At 40.7% G+C, this 16,071-nt stretch carries 20 protein-coding genes and 3 pseudogenes; 10 read left to right on the forward strand and 13 right to left on the reverse strand.

Annotated elements, in window-relative coordinates; translation table 11 throughout:
- From AB3351_RS09220 to AB3351_RS09255, 8 genes and pseudogenes are all read right to left on the reverse strand, one after another.
- Positions 1-696, reverse strand: a 696-nt coding sequence (locus tag AB3351_RS09220) for a hypothetical protein (RefSeq protein WP_371146855.1), incomplete at its 3' end; no start/stop codon positions are given.
- A gap of 13 nt (positions 697-709) precedes the next feature.
- The gene (locus AB3351_RS09225; protein WP_371146856.1) at positions 710-1,030 is read right to left on the reverse strand and encodes a PadR family transcriptional regulator; all 321 of its coding nucleotides are present in this window, start codon (positions 1,028-1,030) and stop codon (positions 710-712) included.
- A gap of 395 nt (positions 1,031-1,425) precedes the next feature.
- The gene (locus AB3351_RS09230; RefSeq protein ID WP_371147156.1) at positions 1,426-1,620 is read right to left on the reverse strand and encodes a glycosyl-4,4'-diaponeurosporenoate acyltransferase CrtO family protein; all 195 of its coding nucleotides are present in this window, start codon (positions 1,618-1,620) and stop codon (positions 1,426-1,428) included.
- Between the two features lie 71 nt (positions 1,621-1,691).
- Positions 1,692-2,002: pseudogene (locus AB3351_RS09235) on the reverse strand (IS1595 family transposase); the annotation flags it as partial.
- Between the two features lie 73 nt (positions 2,003-2,075).
- Positions 2,076-2,272, reverse strand: a pseudogene (locus tag AB3351_RS09240) (JAB domain-containing protein); the annotation flags it as partial.
- 242 nt (positions 2,273-2,514) lie between these two features.
- Positions 2,515-2,913, reverse strand: a complete 399-nt coding sequence (locus AB3351_RS09245) for a DoxX family protein (RefSeq protein ID WP_371146857.1) — start codon at positions 2,911-2,913, stop codon at positions 2,515-2,517.
- Positions 2,914-3,101: 188 nt separating this feature from the next.
- Positions 3,102-4,442 (reverse strand): MFS transporter, encoded by a 1,341-nt coding sequence (locus AB3351_RS09250; RefSeq protein ID WP_371146858.1) that lies wholly within the window; start codon positions 4,440-4,442, stop codon positions 3,102-3,104.
- Between the two features lie 91 nt (positions 4,443-4,533).
- On the reverse strand, positions 4,534-5,091 hold the full coding sequence (locus AB3351_RS09255) for an NAD(P)H-dependent oxidoreductase (RefSeq protein ID WP_371146859.1): 558 nt from the start codon (positions 5,089-5,091) through the stop codon (positions 4,534-4,536).
- A gap of 764 nt (positions 5,092-5,855) precedes the next feature.
- On the opposite strand from AB3351_RS09255, the gene AB3351_RS09260 reads away from it, so the two are divergent.
- The 7 genes from AB3351_RS09260 (at position 5,856) to AB3351_RS09290 (ending at position 10,670) form a co-directional block, all read left to right on the forward strand.
- Entirely contained in the window at positions 5,856-6,320 is a 465-nt protein-coding gene (locus AB3351_RS09260; protein ID WP_371146860.1) for a DinB family protein, read from the forward strand.
- 73 nt (positions 6,321-6,393) lie between these two features.
- Complete coding sequence (locus tag AB3351_RS09265; RefSeq protein ID WP_371147157.1) at positions 6,394-6,798, forward strand: nuclear transport factor 2 family protein; 405 nt, start codon at positions 6,394-6,396, stop codon at positions 6,796-6,798.
- A gap of 341 nt (positions 6,799-7,139) precedes the next feature.
- Positions 7,140-7,898 (forward strand): 3-keto-5-aminohexanoate cleavage protein, encoded by a 759-nt coding sequence (locus tag AB3351_RS09270; protein ID WP_371146861.1) that lies wholly within the window; start codon positions 7,140-7,142, stop codon positions 7,896-7,898.
- 295 nt (positions 7,899-8,193) lie between these two features.
- On the forward strand, positions 8,194-9,105 hold the full coding sequence (locus AB3351_RS09275; protein WP_371146862.1) for a LysR family transcriptional regulator: 912 nt from the start codon (positions 8,194-8,196) through the stop codon (positions 9,103-9,105).
- Positions 9,106-9,206: 101 nt separating this feature from the next.
- Positions 9,207-10,010 (forward strand): lipid II flippase Amj family protein, encoded by an 804-nt coding sequence (locus AB3351_RS09280; RefSeq protein ID WP_371146863.1) that lies wholly within the window; start codon positions 9,207-9,209, stop codon positions 10,008-10,010.
- Positions 10,011-10,186: 176 nt separating this feature from the next.
- Complete coding sequence (locus AB3351_RS09285) at positions 10,187-10,318, forward strand: hypothetical protein (protein ID WP_371146864.1); 132 nt, start codon at positions 10,187-10,189, stop codon at positions 10,316-10,318.
- Between the two features lie 133 nt (positions 10,319-10,451).
- Positions 10,452-10,670 carry a tautomerase family protein gene (locus AB3351_RS09290; protein WP_371146865.1) on the forward strand — a complete coding sequence of 73 codons (219 nt, stop codon included), beginning with the start codon at positions 10,452-10,454 and terminating at the stop codon, positions 10,668-10,670.
- A gap of 138 nt (positions 10,671-10,808) precedes the next feature.
- Here the strand turns inward: AB3351_RS09290 and AB3351_RS09295 are convergent.
- A pseudogene (locus AB3351_RS09295) lies at positions 10,809-11,159 on the reverse strand (DUF4241 domain-containing protein); the annotation flags it as partial.
- Positions 11,160-11,210: 51 nt separating this feature from the next.
- A complete protein-coding gene (locus AB3351_RS09300) occupies positions 11,211-11,825 on the reverse strand; it encodes a hypothetical protein (protein WP_371146866.1) in 615 nt (204 codons plus the stop codon).
- Between the two features lie 311 nt (positions 11,826-12,136).
- On the opposite strand from AB3351_RS09300, the gene AB3351_RS09305 reads away from it, so the two are divergent.
- Positions 12,137-12,484, forward strand: a complete 348-nt coding sequence (locus AB3351_RS09305; RefSeq protein ID WP_371146867.1) for a zinc ribbon domain-containing protein — start codon at positions 12,137-12,139, stop codon at positions 12,482-12,484.
- Between the two features lie 57 nt (positions 12,485-12,541).
- On the opposite strand, the gene AB3351_RS09310 is transcribed toward AB3351_RS09305, so the two are convergent.
- Positions 12,542-12,940: a DUF1259 domain-containing protein gene (locus AB3351_RS09310; RefSeq protein WP_371146868.1), complete on the reverse strand. Its 399-nt coding sequence runs from the start codon at positions 12,938-12,940 to the stop codon at positions 12,542-12,544.
- 270 nt (positions 12,941-13,210) lie between these two features.
- On the opposite strand from AB3351_RS09310, the gene AB3351_RS09315 reads away from it, so the two are divergent.
- Complete coding sequence (locus AB3351_RS09315) at positions 13,211-13,657, forward strand: hypothetical protein (RefSeq protein WP_371146869.1); 447 nt, start codon at positions 13,211-13,213, stop codon at positions 13,655-13,657.
- 309 nt (positions 13,658-13,966) lie between these two features.
- A complete protein-coding gene (locus AB3351_RS09320) occupies positions 13,967-14,257 on the forward strand; it encodes a hypothetical protein (protein WP_371146870.1) in 291 nt (96 codons plus the stop codon).
- Between the two features lie 237 nt (positions 14,258-14,494).
- Here the strand turns inward: AB3351_RS09320 and AB3351_RS09325 are convergent, their stop codons facing one another.
- Complete coding sequence (locus AB3351_RS09325; RefSeq protein WP_371146871.1) at positions 14,495-15,310, reverse strand: collagen-like protein; 816 nt, start codon at positions 15,308-15,310, stop codon at positions 14,495-14,497.
- 79 nt (positions 15,311-15,389) lie between these two features.
- Positions 15,390-15,989 (reverse strand): prolyl hydroxylase family protein, encoded by a 600-nt coding sequence (locus AB3351_RS09330; protein ID WP_371146872.1) that lies wholly within the window; start codon positions 15,987-15,989, stop codon positions 15,390-15,392.
- Positions 15,990-16,071: the final 82 nt, after the last annotated feature.

Here is a 16,071-nt window from a genome sequence, read left to right on the forward strand (position 1 = left end):
AAAGCTACAAACAGTTGTACGGGAGGGGTTTGTCTGAAACTGGATAATCAACACCTCTGAGAATAACTCTTTAAACTTCCGATAAATCATAGCATCGATTAACTTATACAAGAAAAACATCCCAAAAAGTCCCAGACCATATGCAACCAAAGTAACTTCAATAATTAAAGGTAGCAATAAATCAGAAAAGGAAATTATCCCCACTAACCAAACTAAAATAAAAGCAATAATTGTCACTATTGTCCAACCAATTAAATAATAATGAGCATGTAAATTAAAGAACATTGTATTTTTTGATAATGATAAAAATTCTTTTACCTTAAATTGATTGATCGCTTCCCTTGTAGCATCTGCCTTCGTTTGACCTTGCTCGATTAAATCTTGGACATAATCTTCTAAATAAGTTTGTAATTCCAGTTTATCCTCTTCGCTCATGGCTAATAGATTTACATACTCCTGTATGTCATTTTGTTTTTTATACATGTTGTTCATGCGAATATGGCTGATATAATTTATTGCGCCCCATAGTACCGAAATCGCAAACGAAATCCAATAACTAACATGTACCCAACTCGGATCATTTGAATAAATTCGATCCATATAATTTGATAGTCCAAAAAGAACTGATGAAAGTAATAATATCCAGCTGTATCTTATATCTCCGAGACTAAATATTTTTCCTATATGTTGACTCATTATTTGTTCTCCTTTATATAAATCGTTTAACCATTTCAGTGACCTTTTTCCAATCTTTTATAATACTATCCAATAATTGAACACCTTCATCTGTAGTAGCATAGTATTTGCGCCGTCCTCCATGACTCTCATTTCCCCATGAAGCTGATACTGCCCCCTGCTTTTCTAATCTTTTTAGTGATAGATATAGCGTAGCTTCTTGAATTTCAAATTCTCCTTCTGTTTTTTCCTTTATTGTTTTTGAAATTTCATAGCCATAACTCTCTTTTTCTTTTACTACAGAAAGAATGAGAAGATCGATATTTCCCTTTAGCAACTCTTTGTTCAACATCATACACTCCCAACTAACTACTTAACATTATTAAGTACATTGTTGTTATAAGTTCAATTACTTAAAATAGCAAGGTAATTTCAATTGTATTTTTTGAGAAAATCAGCCCCTCGGAGCGTATAGAATTTGCCCATTTTCATGCATTTGCCATGAACTCAAAGGCTTGAAATTGAGTCCATTCAAGGGCACTTGCCTCAAGAGCACTCTCAAAAGAGCCTTTCTCGCCGTTCCGAAGTCAGGCAGATTCAGTCTGCCTTCTTTTTTATAGTAGCCTCTGTTAAATTCGAATGTTGATATAGGATATAATTAAGGGAAATCCATATATCAGGATTTCCCTAGTTTTTGCAACTAACTCTATCATTTTGCAATTATCACTATTTTTCTATCGATTTCATTTTTTAAAGGACTCTCTTAATTCTAATTCGATTATATCTTTGTAGAAAAATTGGATATATATTTGTTATGACATTCAATACAGTAAAAAATAAAAGAAATAAAACATCTAAAATTCCTTCCAAAAAAATAATAATCCTAAACTGATAAAATAAGATTATTATCGCTATAATGACGTGACTTCTTTCACTTTTTTTGATTTATTTTCAAATTCAATTATTCCTTCTATTGACAGTTCTTTTAAGAAGTATCCATTAAAACGGTCTATCTATTGTTTTAAACGAGAATGGAGACCATTGACATTTTGGATGTGATACAAGCCCTTAATAATGTGTTTTCCATCATCTGATTTTATCTGATAATACTCTAAACCTTTTTCTTTCGCATAGGTTTTGTAAGCTCTCCCAGCACGTTTTCATTGGAAAGTTTAGAACCAATTAATGTATCAATTTTTGATTTTATAATACGCTCCATACAAGCAACTTTAGAGACAGTTACTTTTGTTCGGTCTCTTGCGACGAGAACACAGACCTGTTCGTGGCTTATTCCTCTATGTTTGGATTTATCACCACGTTTACGAGGTTACCTGTGCTATGGTAAGAAATAATAAAGATAAGAGGAGACGATAGCCCCCTCCTTTTATGCTACAGATAGTTTTTTCCTTGAAACTGACATAGCCGCCGGAAGCGTTGACGATCACATGATCGATTACCTCGATGCCAAGAATCCGGTCGCATTCTACCATACGTTTCGTTACTTCCATATCTTCATGGGAAGGATCGCTGATTTAAACACTTCGCGCGGTACAACCAGACTGACGTTGAGCCCTCCCGCTTGGCAGCGATGAACGACGATCACGGAGATCTGTAAACGAGGTGTTCCCAAGACCACCTCATTTCCTCACGTATTTTTACACCTGTTTCTAGCAGCCGTTCTAGTTCATATTTATAGAAACGATGCTGCATCAGGAAGAACCTGGTTCTACCTTTCCTGGTTTGCTGGAGCAGCAAGTCTCCTTTTGTCTTGTTTCTGTCATATGATAACACCCTTCTCTTCTTATTTTTCAACTCATGATACAAGTAAATTCAAAACTTTTAAACTACATGTATCATTTGTTTCTTTTCTTGTTGTGATCCAGCCGATAGAGCTAAGAGGCCGCCTATGATAATGACATTTTGCAAAAAGCTTAATTGCTCGGCTGCCGCTTGTTGAGGAGGCATTGTCCAGAAGTTGTGCATCATCAAATTGGTTGGAATTAAAAACAGAGCAATCCCAATAGCAACCCAGCGTGTTTTGTAACCAAAAGCAAGCGCCAATCCTCCGCCTAACTCTACAGCAATGGCTCCAACAAGCAAGATGGGGATAAAGGAAGGAGGGAAGCCTTTCATTGCCATCCAGTCAGCCGTAGCTGTCCATCTTATAATTTTAAACAAGCCCATATAAGCAAATACTAAACCAGCTACAACTCGTCCCCACACGAAAAAACTATTCATTTTTATTCTCCTTTACTTTTATAATGGGTAAATACTTGTTACTTATTTTTTATCATGGTAAAGCATGTATATAAGACTTGAGTATCCTTAGGTTGAACATGGGTCTTACATTACTTTTCCATACGGTGTTATCCTATTCTTAGGAATTTACCATACATATGTAGGGTATATAAATGATAATGGAAATTTTATGCCTTTTTGTTCCGAACAAGCAGCGTAAGAAGGAGCAAACTTAGTAGCGAGGCCAACGCGCTTATTAGGTATACATAGCCAAATCCATCCTTAAAAGTGCTTAGGAACAGTCCAGAAATGGATGGCCCAAGAGTAGAACCCAAAGAACGGAACAGACTTATATAACCAACAGCAGCGCCCGTTTCTTTCGGATCCACAGCCTGCAGAATTAGGATATTTAGCGGCGCCCCGATAATAATGCCGATGCCAAAACCCATGATGAGAATGGTAGGAAAGAAAAAGTATACTGACTGAACCAGGAATCCTAACGATACAGCTCCTATTAAGGAAAGACCAAAGCCTAGCAACAGGGCTTTTCTCGCTCCCCATTTGTCAACGAGCATTCCGCCTACAAACGAAGCAATTATCGAAGAAATAGCTAATGGAGTTACACTAAATCCAGCCTCTCCTTTTCCCATTTCAAGAATCGTTTCGCTATACAATGGAATAAAGTTTGTGGCTGTTGCCATAACAAACCCAGAAAACAAGGAAGCTAAAAGGAACGTCAGGGTCTTTCTTTTTGTCAAGTAACTTACATTCATGATCGGATCAGCTTGCTTTTTTTCAATCCAGACAAGAAATGGAATAAGCATGAGACCTGCAACGACATACAGCGCATGGTGATTGCTGATTCCAATCATCATAGATAGAACGATCGCGCTTAACACGATAATTCCGGTTATATCGATCGGTTTTTTAACCAAGTGTTGATCAGATTTATATCCTGCAATGGACATCAAAATCACCAAAGAAATCGGGAGGTTGATGAGGAAAATCCACTGCCAAGCAAACCTGGCAATAATCACGCTTCCTACAAGAGGTCCAAGTATGGTTCCTAACCCAAAAGCAACACCAATCCATCCCATTGCTTTCCCACGCTTTTCTGGCGGATAAGTAGCAGCGATCTGAGCTGCTGTGATTGGGAAGATACCTCCAGACCCGATTGCTTGAACCGCCCTACCAAATAAGAAAACCCAGAAATTTGAAGACATTGTAGCAATCAGGGAACCGATAGCAAAGGAAGCAATACCAAACATGAAGGTTTGCTTTCTTCCAAACCGATCCGATAACTTCCCTAACACCGGAATGCTTACTGCAAAAACCAGTGTATAAATGGTGAAACTCCATACCCCCCATGATGAATCTACATGAAAGGTAGCAAAAATAGAGCTTAGTGCTGGCCCTACAATTCCATGATCCAGTGCCCCCATAAAGATACCAAGCAGAAAAGTGAAGATGGTTAGACCTTGAGGCAATCCTTTTTGTTGCAGTACTGTTGTTGAAGCTTGTGTGTTCATTCTTTCAACTCCTTTTCGTTTCGTTTTAACAAACTTTTCGCTGCTCCCTTCATTTCATCATTTCTCAATCCTATCTCTAGCAAAGAGAATGTTATCCTTTTGCTATAAACTTTAGCTTTGGATTCAGTTCTGGATTAAGGATGTGACGAACATAATTCTTTGCACTTTCCTCAATATCAGTATCTGTGGCAGAAAATGCATTATGAAAAATAAACATCGGTAAAAACGTCATCCCCACTAAACTACTAGTGGCTTGAAACGGACGAGTCAGTTCACTTACCGTGTACTGATTTAGTCCGCCAGCCTGGTATTTTTCTTCTGGGCTCCCTGTAGAAATCGCCAATACAAGTTCTTTGCCATGCAGCTTATTTCCTCCTGATCCATATGCCCAACCGGCTGTAAAAACTGTATCAATCCACTTTTTTAAGAGCGGGGGGGAAGAATACCAATAAAATGGAAACTGGAAGACTATGCGCTCATGCTGCGTCAACTGTTGCTGCTCTTTATGTATATCTATTACCTCCTGGGGGTATTCTTCATATAAATCATGAACCGTAATATCTATATTTTCTTTTACTGCCTTTACCCAACGAGCATTTACTTTTGATTTTTGTAAATGAGGATGTGCTACAATCACCAATGTTTTCATTTTCATTCCTCTTTTCTTTGATAAGGATGTTTGTTCAAATTTTAAAGAGACACCGTACCCAATCTGCTCCACATTCTTTATACAATCCTGTATAAAGCCTCGGAAGGAAACGACTTCACCGGCGCCGTTTCTAACGCTAGATTGACACGTGCTCTCGGCACGCTCTTCAAATGCGAGAACAGGCTGCATACGTCATGCCTGTAACCTGCGTGTTACTCTCATTCGTACCCATGGTATGTCGCCTCCTCGTGATTATCATAACAATCTTTTTATTTTTATATACTATACCCCTGTATCCTATAATGTCAACATATTTTTCCAAATCATTCCCTCTATATGTTAAACATGTTCCTTTTCTGAAAAGTATCTAAATCGATAGAACGTTCATTAATTATTTTTATAGGTTTACGAACAAAAAAAGAGTTTTGCTAGGATCGATCCGTTCGGAAAAGTACATTTTTTAGAACGTTTTAGCTAATCGGCTGCATATAAATCTGTAAGTTGACATGGACTTAGATCCACATTATTTAATGAGGTGCCTGAAAATTCCACATCTTCAATTGTCAAAGTTCCAAAGTTAATGTTCATCTCGATTATCGATCTTCCTCGGTGATTATATTAGAGAATTCTCCATTCCAGAAATCCCTAATTAATCATTACTGAAACCGATCAATTGCATCGGAATTTCGTGATTGTTGCGATATAGTGCATCAAGGTAAGCTTTAGATGTGAAAAGAAGAATCGAATATGAGGAGGATTCAAGAATGGCACAATCGATTATCAATACGGGGAAAGTGCTTCGTCAGATCATCATCGGTCAGTTTCAGGAGGTATCTGAGTCACAGATGGACATCCAGCCAGAGGGCTTCCCTAATACGATTCGTTGGAATATCGGTCATATGGTTTATTGGTTGGATAAATACGCTTCGCTAAGCTTTGGCTCCCCATCCGCCATTCCGGCTCAATACGAGGTACTGTTCAACTCCGGAACGAAACCTTCGGATTGGACGGTCACACCTCCGTCGAAGGATGAACTGATCCAGATGTTAGCGGCACAGCTTTCGCGTCTTTCCGAACTGACACCCGAAATGCTTGAGCAGAAGCTGCAATCACCGTTTGAAATGGGACCGTTCCAATTCGTTACAGCCGGCGAATTGTTTAATTTCGCTTTGATGCATGAGGCGATTCACTTTGGCGTTATATCAAGCCAGCTTAAACTCGTCAAATAAAGCGAACCACACAACACAAATCCAAATGAGGAGGCGTTTTATTGTGACAAAATCGATAGCTAATACCGGTAACATAGAAGAATCCACGGGCTCAGTACGATCGAAAAACCATAAAGCATTTGATGCTTTTAAGCGGGCTTTGGAAACAGGGCATACAGTAGACTTTCTTACTACGGTTACGGATGATTTTCATTTCTTCGTTCCTCTCCCTTTGGAGGACTGGAATCATGAGCAACGAGGCAAAGAGCGGTTCGAAGAATTGATTAGATTCGAGCGTTCATTATTGGAGGTGCAGCTGACTCCGCTCATTGAGCTTGAGAATGAGAACTATGGAATGGTAGTATTTAGCGCAGAGGGATCTTTGAATGGTCTGTCTTATCGCAATGAGCTTACAATTGTCTTTGAGTTTGAGGCGGATCGAATCCGTTCCTTCCGCGAATATGTAGGCATGCCGTTAAAAAACTACGAGACCCCCTAGATGAACAATAACAACAAGGAGTCTATTAAATTAAAGGAAATCAATTAATTTTAAAGAATATAAACTAAAGCAGCGCTCCTGTCTGGAATCAGGGGGCGCTGCTTTAGAAAATAAACGAAATTAAAGGAAGCCACTTATTAAAGAAAACATGGCTTTCTTTTTTGTAACCTGGTCAGTTTATTTTTATTATAAGATTACTATCTTATAGGGGTGGCTGGAATGAAAGACAGAGTCATGGCACTCAGTAATATGCCACATACAAAAGAACGCTTCATTTATACAAAAATGTTTAAAATTCGTTTTCTTCAACAAGCATAACAGGTTACTTAGGGAGTGTTTTAATGCCTGAAAAAAAATATAAATTCTTAAATAATAGGGACATTTATTTTAAAGTTTGTTTAAATGGTAATATCACGACCGAAATGCACAATTCAGTCCCCATTACACCTCAACAATTAGCGATGGATGCCTATGAATGTCTTGCTTTGGGTGCTCAAGCCATTCATGTTCATGCTAGAGAGATTGATGAATCTGAAACATTAGCTGCTCAAAAATGTGCAGAAGTAATCAGAGTCATTAGAAAAACTTGTGGGAATATTCCACTCGGTTTAACGACATCTTTAACAGCTGAACCGGATCCAGATAAACGACTTTATTTAGTTCGCCAGTGGAATGTTATCCCTGATTTTGTATCAGTGAATTTTAATGAACCAAAGAGCATAGAACTTTGTAGATTGTTAACAGAAAAAGGAATAGGGATTGAGATGGGATTATGGACAGTCCATGATGCACATCAGTTTTTAGAAAGTGGACTTGTTAGTCATTGTCTAAGAGTTTTAGTAGAAGTTTTTGAGGAAAGCAGCGATCAGGCTATAAAACAATCAAGAGAAATAAGTCATTTTCTTCATGAAGAAGATGTAAATCTCCCTCAAATTCATCATGGAGAAGGAATAGACACATGGGCTGTTATTAAGGATGCGCGACAAAGAGGACACGGCATTCGGATTGGGTTAGAAGATACATTAGTAGGACCCAAAGGCAATATCGTTTCCAACAACAGGGAGTTAGTTTCTTTAGCAATACAGGAATTAAACCTTTGAGATTACACAGAGACCTACTTTTTTATTTATACTCATAACTTCCTTGGTATGAAAGATTATTATTTTATAAATATTCAAAAATTACTATTTAGATTTGGGATTGAAAATCCACCATTATAAAAAATCCAATGGATTTTTGGGGGAGCATGTCAACTTGAGGGTACAACAGATAAGGAGCGTCCGAAATATGGAGCGCTAATGAAAGAGGTCCTTCAGGAGCTAAAACTATTTTGGCATGTACTCGTGAGATATGGTTAGTCTTATATTAAAAGATTATGGAAGGGGGCATTGAACATTGGAACTTCGACAGCTTGAATACTTTGCTGCCATTTGTAAGGAGATGCATTTCTCTAGGGCGGCTGAAAACCTTTGTACCACTCAGTCGAATTTGAGTCAGCAGATTAAGTTTTTGGAGAACGAGCTTGGACTCCCGCTATTCGATCGTGTTGGCAAGCGGATTGCGTTAACCGATGCAGGCAAAATCCTGCTCGAGCAAAGCCACCACATCTTTGAACGCGTTGACTACGCGAAAAGGGCAATATTGGACCTTAAGAGAATGGAAGGCGGCAGGCTGGATATCGGCATTTTACCGGGAGATGGAGATTTGCTGTTTGATGCTTTACTTATCGATTTCCATAAGTCTTATCCTAAGCTATCGATAAGCGTTACGGAGACCACGGATGTGTACGAACAGGTCCTTAACGGAACAAGAGATCTCGGAGTTACTACGGTACCTCCCAAGCCTGATAACCGTATTTCGATTATCCCCTTGTTTCACGAGGAGTTTGCCTTGGCCATCCGAGCAGATCATCCCCTAGCGAAATCAAAGGCTATTCCGTTCGATGAGCTTCAACATCTAAAGATGATTATGTTCGATTCTGGACATCAGATTACAAAGATCATCCAATCGTACTGTCATAAAAAAGCAATGGTGATTGACAATTCAATAATAACCTCAACCTTATCCACACTCTTGTCTTTGGTCGGTCAAGGAATAGGAGCTTCTATTCTTCCCCGGATGTTGATAGATTATATGGACCATGAGCATATCGTTGCCATAAAACTGCTTGATCCTACACCTAGTCAAGACATTTGTGTCTTATACCGTACGGACAAATTTATGGGGCAAGCAGCGAAGTTATTTATTAAAGAATTGCAGTCTTTCCTTCAGAATGTCACAAATCATACCAATCGCTCGTTAGGATAAACGTAAGTGAACGGAACAGAGAATGAATCAAGCACATGATAAAATAAACGAAGCAAGATACAATATATCTGTATCTATTCCATAATGTAGGAGTGCTTTCGTTGCTTGAAAAACTTCTGTTCATCTGCCTATTTACCTTGATTATTCATACGATCGAGACACTCTCCTACTCTGTGAGACTGGCCGGTATTCGTGTTGCCAAATTAGCTGTCGCACTGTCCCTGTTTAATATTATTGTCATCGTCTCGCGGACAGCCAATATGCTCCAGGCGCCGCTTACTGCAAGCCTCGTTGACAGGGCAAAGGAAACGGGCGATCTATCTCTGATTGAAAGCCAATTTCGCGTCATTCTGGGCTCTGCCTCGCTGGGAACGTTGCTTGCGGCTCTGCTTGTTCCTACGTTTATCGCCGTTTTTTCCCGAGCGATTATCCATCTGGAAACTGCGGGTTCCATTCCATCTATGCTAAAAAACACGCTTACGATTCATCACCTGCAATATGCCAGAAAACACATCCGCGCCCCGCGCTGGAGCATGATTTCCCGCCTGCGAATCGGCGGCGTTCCAAAACGCTTATTTCTACTCAATGTACTGGCTACCATGATCTATACATCAAGCATATTATCGTGCCTGTACGCCTCTCTGCTTGCACCGCAGTACAGCTCGATTGCGCTGATGTCATCCGGTCTGGTGAATGGATTTGCCGCGATTCTGCTTACGATTTTTGTTGATCCGCAGGTTGCTATTCTCACAGATCGAGTGATGCGAGGAGAGGAACGCCAGCTCAATATTAACAAAGTAATCGGCGTGCTTATCTTTTCACGGTTTATCGGAACGCTGCTCGCACAGCTTCTTTTCATTCCTGCCGCTTATTACATAGCATGGATCAGCAGGTTCTTCGCCTAGTCCCTGATCCATAAGACGACAAGAAGCCCTTTTACATACGAAAAGGCTTGTCCTCTTTATAAGAGTGGAGGCGACTCTATATAGTTAACAAAAAAAGCCAGGAGAAAAATGGGTTAAAATGGATAATTTCATTTAAGAAAGGAACAATTATAGTAGAGGGGAGAGGGGATTGTATTATGAAAAAACTTTGGGTAGACGGGGATGCTAATCACAAAAAAGCATTTCAATGGTACATGAAAGCAGCAAAACAGGGCAATAAAGTGGCGCAAGAACGGTTAAAAGCTTTGCAAAAAAAAGAAATAACCTAGGAAAAATAACAGATGAGGGATGCTCAGCAGATATATCATCAAGCCATAGAATCCCTCATCTTTTTATAACTTTACAAACAATTTGTAAAGTGTTCTATGAAATTCTATAATCCCCCAATGTAGGAGGTCACTTATGCCTTATATCAATATCAAACTCGCAAAAGGACGAACCATTGAACAAAAACAAGCGTTTGTTGAAGCGATTACACGAGAAGCAGCCAGAACCCTTCACGTTGAAGAAGAGTGGGTAACTATTGTGTTCGATGAATACGAAAGAGAAAACTGGGCTACCGGTGGAACGCTTCACTCTCTTAAATTTGGTGAAGGGTTCGGGAAAACGGGAGCAACCTAGAATAACTCCTCCCCTCTCTACAGAACAAGCAAAAACAATCGAGCTTGCTCAGATCTTGGATGATGTATCTGCCATTATTTTTTATAAAACAATAAAGTCAGTGACAAGCGAAGCAACCTGTCCTTGTGCGTCGATTCCTCAATAAGAGGCATAGAAGCCGTCGCCATAGCCGGAACGGAATACAATCATATTCAGCCCTGAATCTTCACAAACGATCGCATTGCCCCAGTTATCTTCATGTTCAAATAAAATATCCTCTATCAAGTTGTCGTACAGGCTGATAAAGTCTTCGCCAAGCTCCCGTATCAATCGTTCCTCCAGTTCACCTACCTTATTCACTGCTTTCGCATCTGCAAAACAGCCGAGTCCTGTATCCACCGGATATCCGAAGATATGTCCTTCCTGCAGTTCATCCACATGCTGTCCCGGCCTCGTGGCCATCTCCCACCGAACCGGCTTCGCATCAGACAGCTTCAATTCAACTGCTATGTAATAATGCGCTTGATCATTATAGCAGGCCATTCAGCAGTCAATACCATGCTATTTTACGATCGCCATAAGAGATGGAGCTGTATTTAAAGCCGAATTCAGGCCATTATACGAACGCACATTCCAACGGGGTTTATCTATTTCCGACCCCCAGAAATGTGTAAGCTCCGTTAACCGTCCCCTCGTTTGTTTTTGTTCCCGTATCGACAGCCATGAATGTTCCACTGTCCAATCGTAGAACTCAACCTCTTGAATAAATGCAAGGTAGACCTGACAACTACCTGCCGGGTCTTCTTTAATAAAACGAAGCACCTTTTGGACGTCTTGTAAGAACGGTATATCACTCGTACTGCCCTTATATTTCATTTCAATCGCTGCTACCAAGTTGTTTACTTTATTTTGAAGATGCCCGCCTTCTTCGCTTTTCTCGTTCAGTTGCGCAATCACTAAATCAATCCGTTCACTGCCGTATTGATACTCGGTAAATATACGCAAATGATTTTGTTCAAAAAATCCATCACCTAACCTGCGGCGAAGATGATAGTAGAACGCATTTTTGAGTGTATCTTCTTTTAGCAGAAAAAAATTATGATAGTCACGCGAAATATCATACAGCCAGGTTTCTTTTATACATTTATCAATGAGCTGAACCACTTCAGATTGCATACTGCTTCTTCTCCCTTTTAGCATCTATATATTACATAAAGCATCATGCCCATCCCGTACGCAGAGCCTTCGCCCAATCGGGACGCCGGTGACGCAGCGCCATGTCAGCAGCTTGAGCTTGCTATTGTACATCGCATTATGGCGTTCTATCGGTATCCTCGCTCCCTTCTTATTCAATAGTAATCATACAAAAAGATTCAATCAACACAAAAAAGGAATGAGTAACCAAATCTAGAATAAAATAGTAATTCAATTAGCTCTATGAAAAAAGGAGCTTCATTGCTAAAAATAAAATTCTTCAGGAGGTTCCTATGGGCAGAAGTCTTGGAGCAGGTATGGTAGGACTAGGTATCATTTGCGTAATCGTCGCATTCTTTGAATTTTTCACCTTAGATATGTGGGAAACACCAAAGCTTTTTTGGCTTTTCTTTGTAGGTACACCCCTCATGTTCATTGGATTTATTATACTCGGTCCGCATATTCAACGGAGTTATTTACAACGAAATAGTGATATGATTCGTGATTCCATGAAACTCATGGGAGAAGGTTTACGGAGTGGATTAGAAGAGTCAAGAACATGCCCAAAATGTACTGCTGCAAACAAACATGTCGCGAATTTTTGTTCACATTGCGGTGCTTCTCTTCAAACTGATACATAGGGCAGGCATATGGGTTTAATGATAAAATAAAAAGCCGCTCCGAAGAGCAGCTTTTCATTATCCCCGCAGCACCTGAAATGCTGCTGCAACCTTTCTAGCAAAAACGATAGGATTCTCTACTGATTTAAAGTGAATGTACATAATACGCGGGTTATCGAACAACCAGTGGTTGTGCAGGGCTGTTACTTCAATGCCGCGCTTGCGAAGCTCTGTAATAAACGGCTGGATTTCCTGTTGCAGAATCACGGTTTCTCCGAGATTAAGCGCACGGCCGCTGCTATCTACGGATTCAAAAGAGAATAACGCTGCAAGAGTCAAAGGTGAACGGCTTCGGCGCCCCTGTATGGTTACATTGAGATTGCGAAGACGGGTCACTGTGCAGACACCGTTCACAACAGCTGCTTGTCCTCCAAGGATGCGAGCAAAACGTCGGCAAAGCAGGCTTGGTTGAGCCATGGACGATCCCCTCCTTTCTAACCTTATAGTACAGGCTATGCAGAGGAGACTTTTTTGCCATAGACATATGATTCAATTATATAAAAAATGGTCGAATTCACATCGTTATCCCCCTTCCAATCTATGAAACCAGCAGCCAAAAAACAAGCAAACGCACATTTTTTCGTTAGAGGACAACCATCTATACCAATCAAATGTGCAGGTCATATGCTATAGCAAGATAATTTCTTTATTCTCTTATTCTTTCAACAGAAAGGAGAGGAATGCAGGATGGCGATTAACACGCTGTTAAATTACAATCGAAGTGCAAACAACATATCAGACTCTGCCACAATTCCTGTTAATACAAGCACACCCGTATTGTTAGCTGAGCTCGGTTTGTTTGTTCCGCAAGCAGTCAACTTTATCGAGCTCATTGCGACCATCGGTTGGTCTTCCGACCCAGGTGCAGTAGAAGCTAATCAATCCAATATGCTCTTCTTCATTACGCAGGACGATATCGTGGTTGCTTCGACACGTGAAGAGTCACCGGATGATGCAGGCGGCGGCGACCTAGATCTCTTCATTACCACAACCTTTCAGGGCGTGCTGACTAATGTAGCCACCGGCCATCACGTCTATAGATTATTTGCGCAAAACTTAGAACCAGGACAAAGCATTGTCAATATCGAAGGACCCGTAACGATTTCAGTCAAAGCGATTGGACCGGAAGCATAACCGTAGATCAAAGAACACAGCGCCCCTATTTTTCAAAAAGTAGGGGCGCTGCTTATTTCATATGCTAGTAAGTATCCATAGAATAAGGCAATTGAATCGTCTTACATGATATAGGATATCCGTCTACACCACGTCCAGATCTTCCTGTATATCCCATTTATAAGAAAAGCAGGATATGCTTGTTTTCTTTAGCCTGTAGACATGATATAGGATATCCGTCTACACCACGTCCAGATCTTCCTGTATATCCCATTTATAAGAAAAGCAGGATATGCTTGTTTTCTTTAGCCTGTAGAAAGGAGAAATAATATGCCAATTATTCAAACGGCGCTTAACTATACACGGGCAAATGCGACCAATTTTACAGAATCAATCAGTATTCATCTTACCAATACTACTGTAACCTTACTATTGGAATGGGGGCATTTTGTTCCTATAGGCACTCAATTTGTAGAAGTCAACGCATGCATTGGCTGGGAAGGAACCATTGGATCGGAGGCTGTAGAGTTCAGGTTTTATAGGAATAGCCAGCTTGTTGCCTCGGCTGTTGATAATGTAGATGATATCCGTATAAATGTAGATAACGTTCCTGGAACCTAACAAGCAAGACACTCGGTTTCCTTAAGCCAAAAGAAACCGAGTGTTACCCTTATTGATCCAGCGATACAGCGTACAATTATATAGTCCTAGCTCTTTTGCGATTTGTGCCGTCTGTCCCCTTCTAAACCAAGTTAATCAGCCTGGTATTTGAATTCTCTGCTGTAGCTTTTAGCCATTATACACACCCTGTTGTAGAATTGCTTATTGGTGCACCCTCAATTTTTCATGCTTGGCGTATTAAAAGTTCTGAAAACAGGTAGGGCAAGGTCCACCTGTATTTTCAAATACCACATTATCAACAAAAGCAGTTCCACCTGGAGCAGGATTACCAATGTTTTGAAACGTGATACATGCAACCGTTGCTCCTGGAGGAGTACATACAACGAGAGTATAGTGTTGAAACAAACTTTGAGGCTGATTGGATGCAGGTACAATATGTGGAATATTATTTGTAACAATAGGATTCGTCGTCGTTGGTGTAGGCGTTCCATTTCCCGTATTAGTAATCAGCGGTGTGCAAGGTTGTGGCGTTGTCGCATCTGGAAAAGAAACCGAGGCAACAAGAATACCGCCATCTCTCACATCTGCAGCAAAAGAAAGGGTATAGCAGCAACCTTCAGAAACCTCAACGACTTGGTTGATAAATCCTGGAGTAGCCGTTGTACCTGCTGAAGGATTGGGGTCAAGGCCCAAAATACCGACAGATTGGATCACAGGTGTTGTCAGACTTGTAGTAAAACGTCCACTGTGAGCATCTGGAAAGGCAAAAACGGTGGCTCGATCTGAAAGCCAATCGATCGGTGGTGCGCCTACTACCGATAAGTCAAACCCTCCGTTCAAAAGCAGATTGGTGCATGGACAACATACTTCTACAGATGGTCCGGGCGGTCCAGGTGGCCCCACTGGTCCGGGGGGGCCCGGCGGGCAGGGAGGACAAGGTGGAACAGGAGGTATCGGTTGAATCTCCCCAATTACGATTCGCCCAGGGTTCTTCCGTGGCCCCGGTGGACAGCACCGAAAGCCAGAATGAAAACTGCCATGAAAATCTGCCATAATGCCTATCACTCCTTTTATCTTCAATGTATGCAATACATGAAAGAGTGCTTGGGCGTTTGATATAAATTATTATAAATTAATACTGGTTTTTTTCACGAAACCATAACGTTGCAATCCACTTTTCCCCCTCATTTACTGCGCGTCCTTCATGTAATGATAAAGGATGGGCTTCATTCGTCCCCTTTTTACAGTTTTCAAAAAGCAAAAGGTCTCCCTCCTTTGGCGTAATCTGGAGATCAAGTCCAGGGAAACAAGTTTCTCCTCCTGCGCCAACTGTATTTAAGTAAAGAATAGCCGTACACAGCCGCTGTCCACCTTGTTCAAAATACATTCTCCCCGGTTTCGTAGAAAGATCATAACAATCAAAGTGAGCCTCGAATTTCCCCCCAACTTGATACCGTGCTATTTGAAGCTGTTCAGCATGAGTAAGCGGTTTTTTAACAAGAGAAGCCATGCGTTCTGCTATCTCACGCACTAACCATGAATGATGCGGAAACCACGTATGCTCCGATAGCCGGGCCTCTGAAACCTCTAGTCCAGATTCCTTAATCACAGTAGCAGGACGCAATTTACTTTTAGCCAATTGAATCAATCGACGGCACTCTATCGGTGTGGCCACCTGTTCATAGTACGCGATGAACGGATCGTCATGATAAATAACCGAAAGCTCCGGCATGCCCATCTCCCCTTTTGTGTATAGATTACTCCCATACTACGCAAAAAGAGGAAGGCAAGTGTTAGATAAAAAGAGGAAGGCA

The sequence above is a fragment of the Aneurinibacillus sp. REN35 genome (assembly GCF_041379945.2).
In the GTDB taxonomy this organism is placed as follows: Bacteria; Bacillota; Bacilli; order Aneurinibacillales; family Aneurinibacillaceae; genus Aneurinibacillus.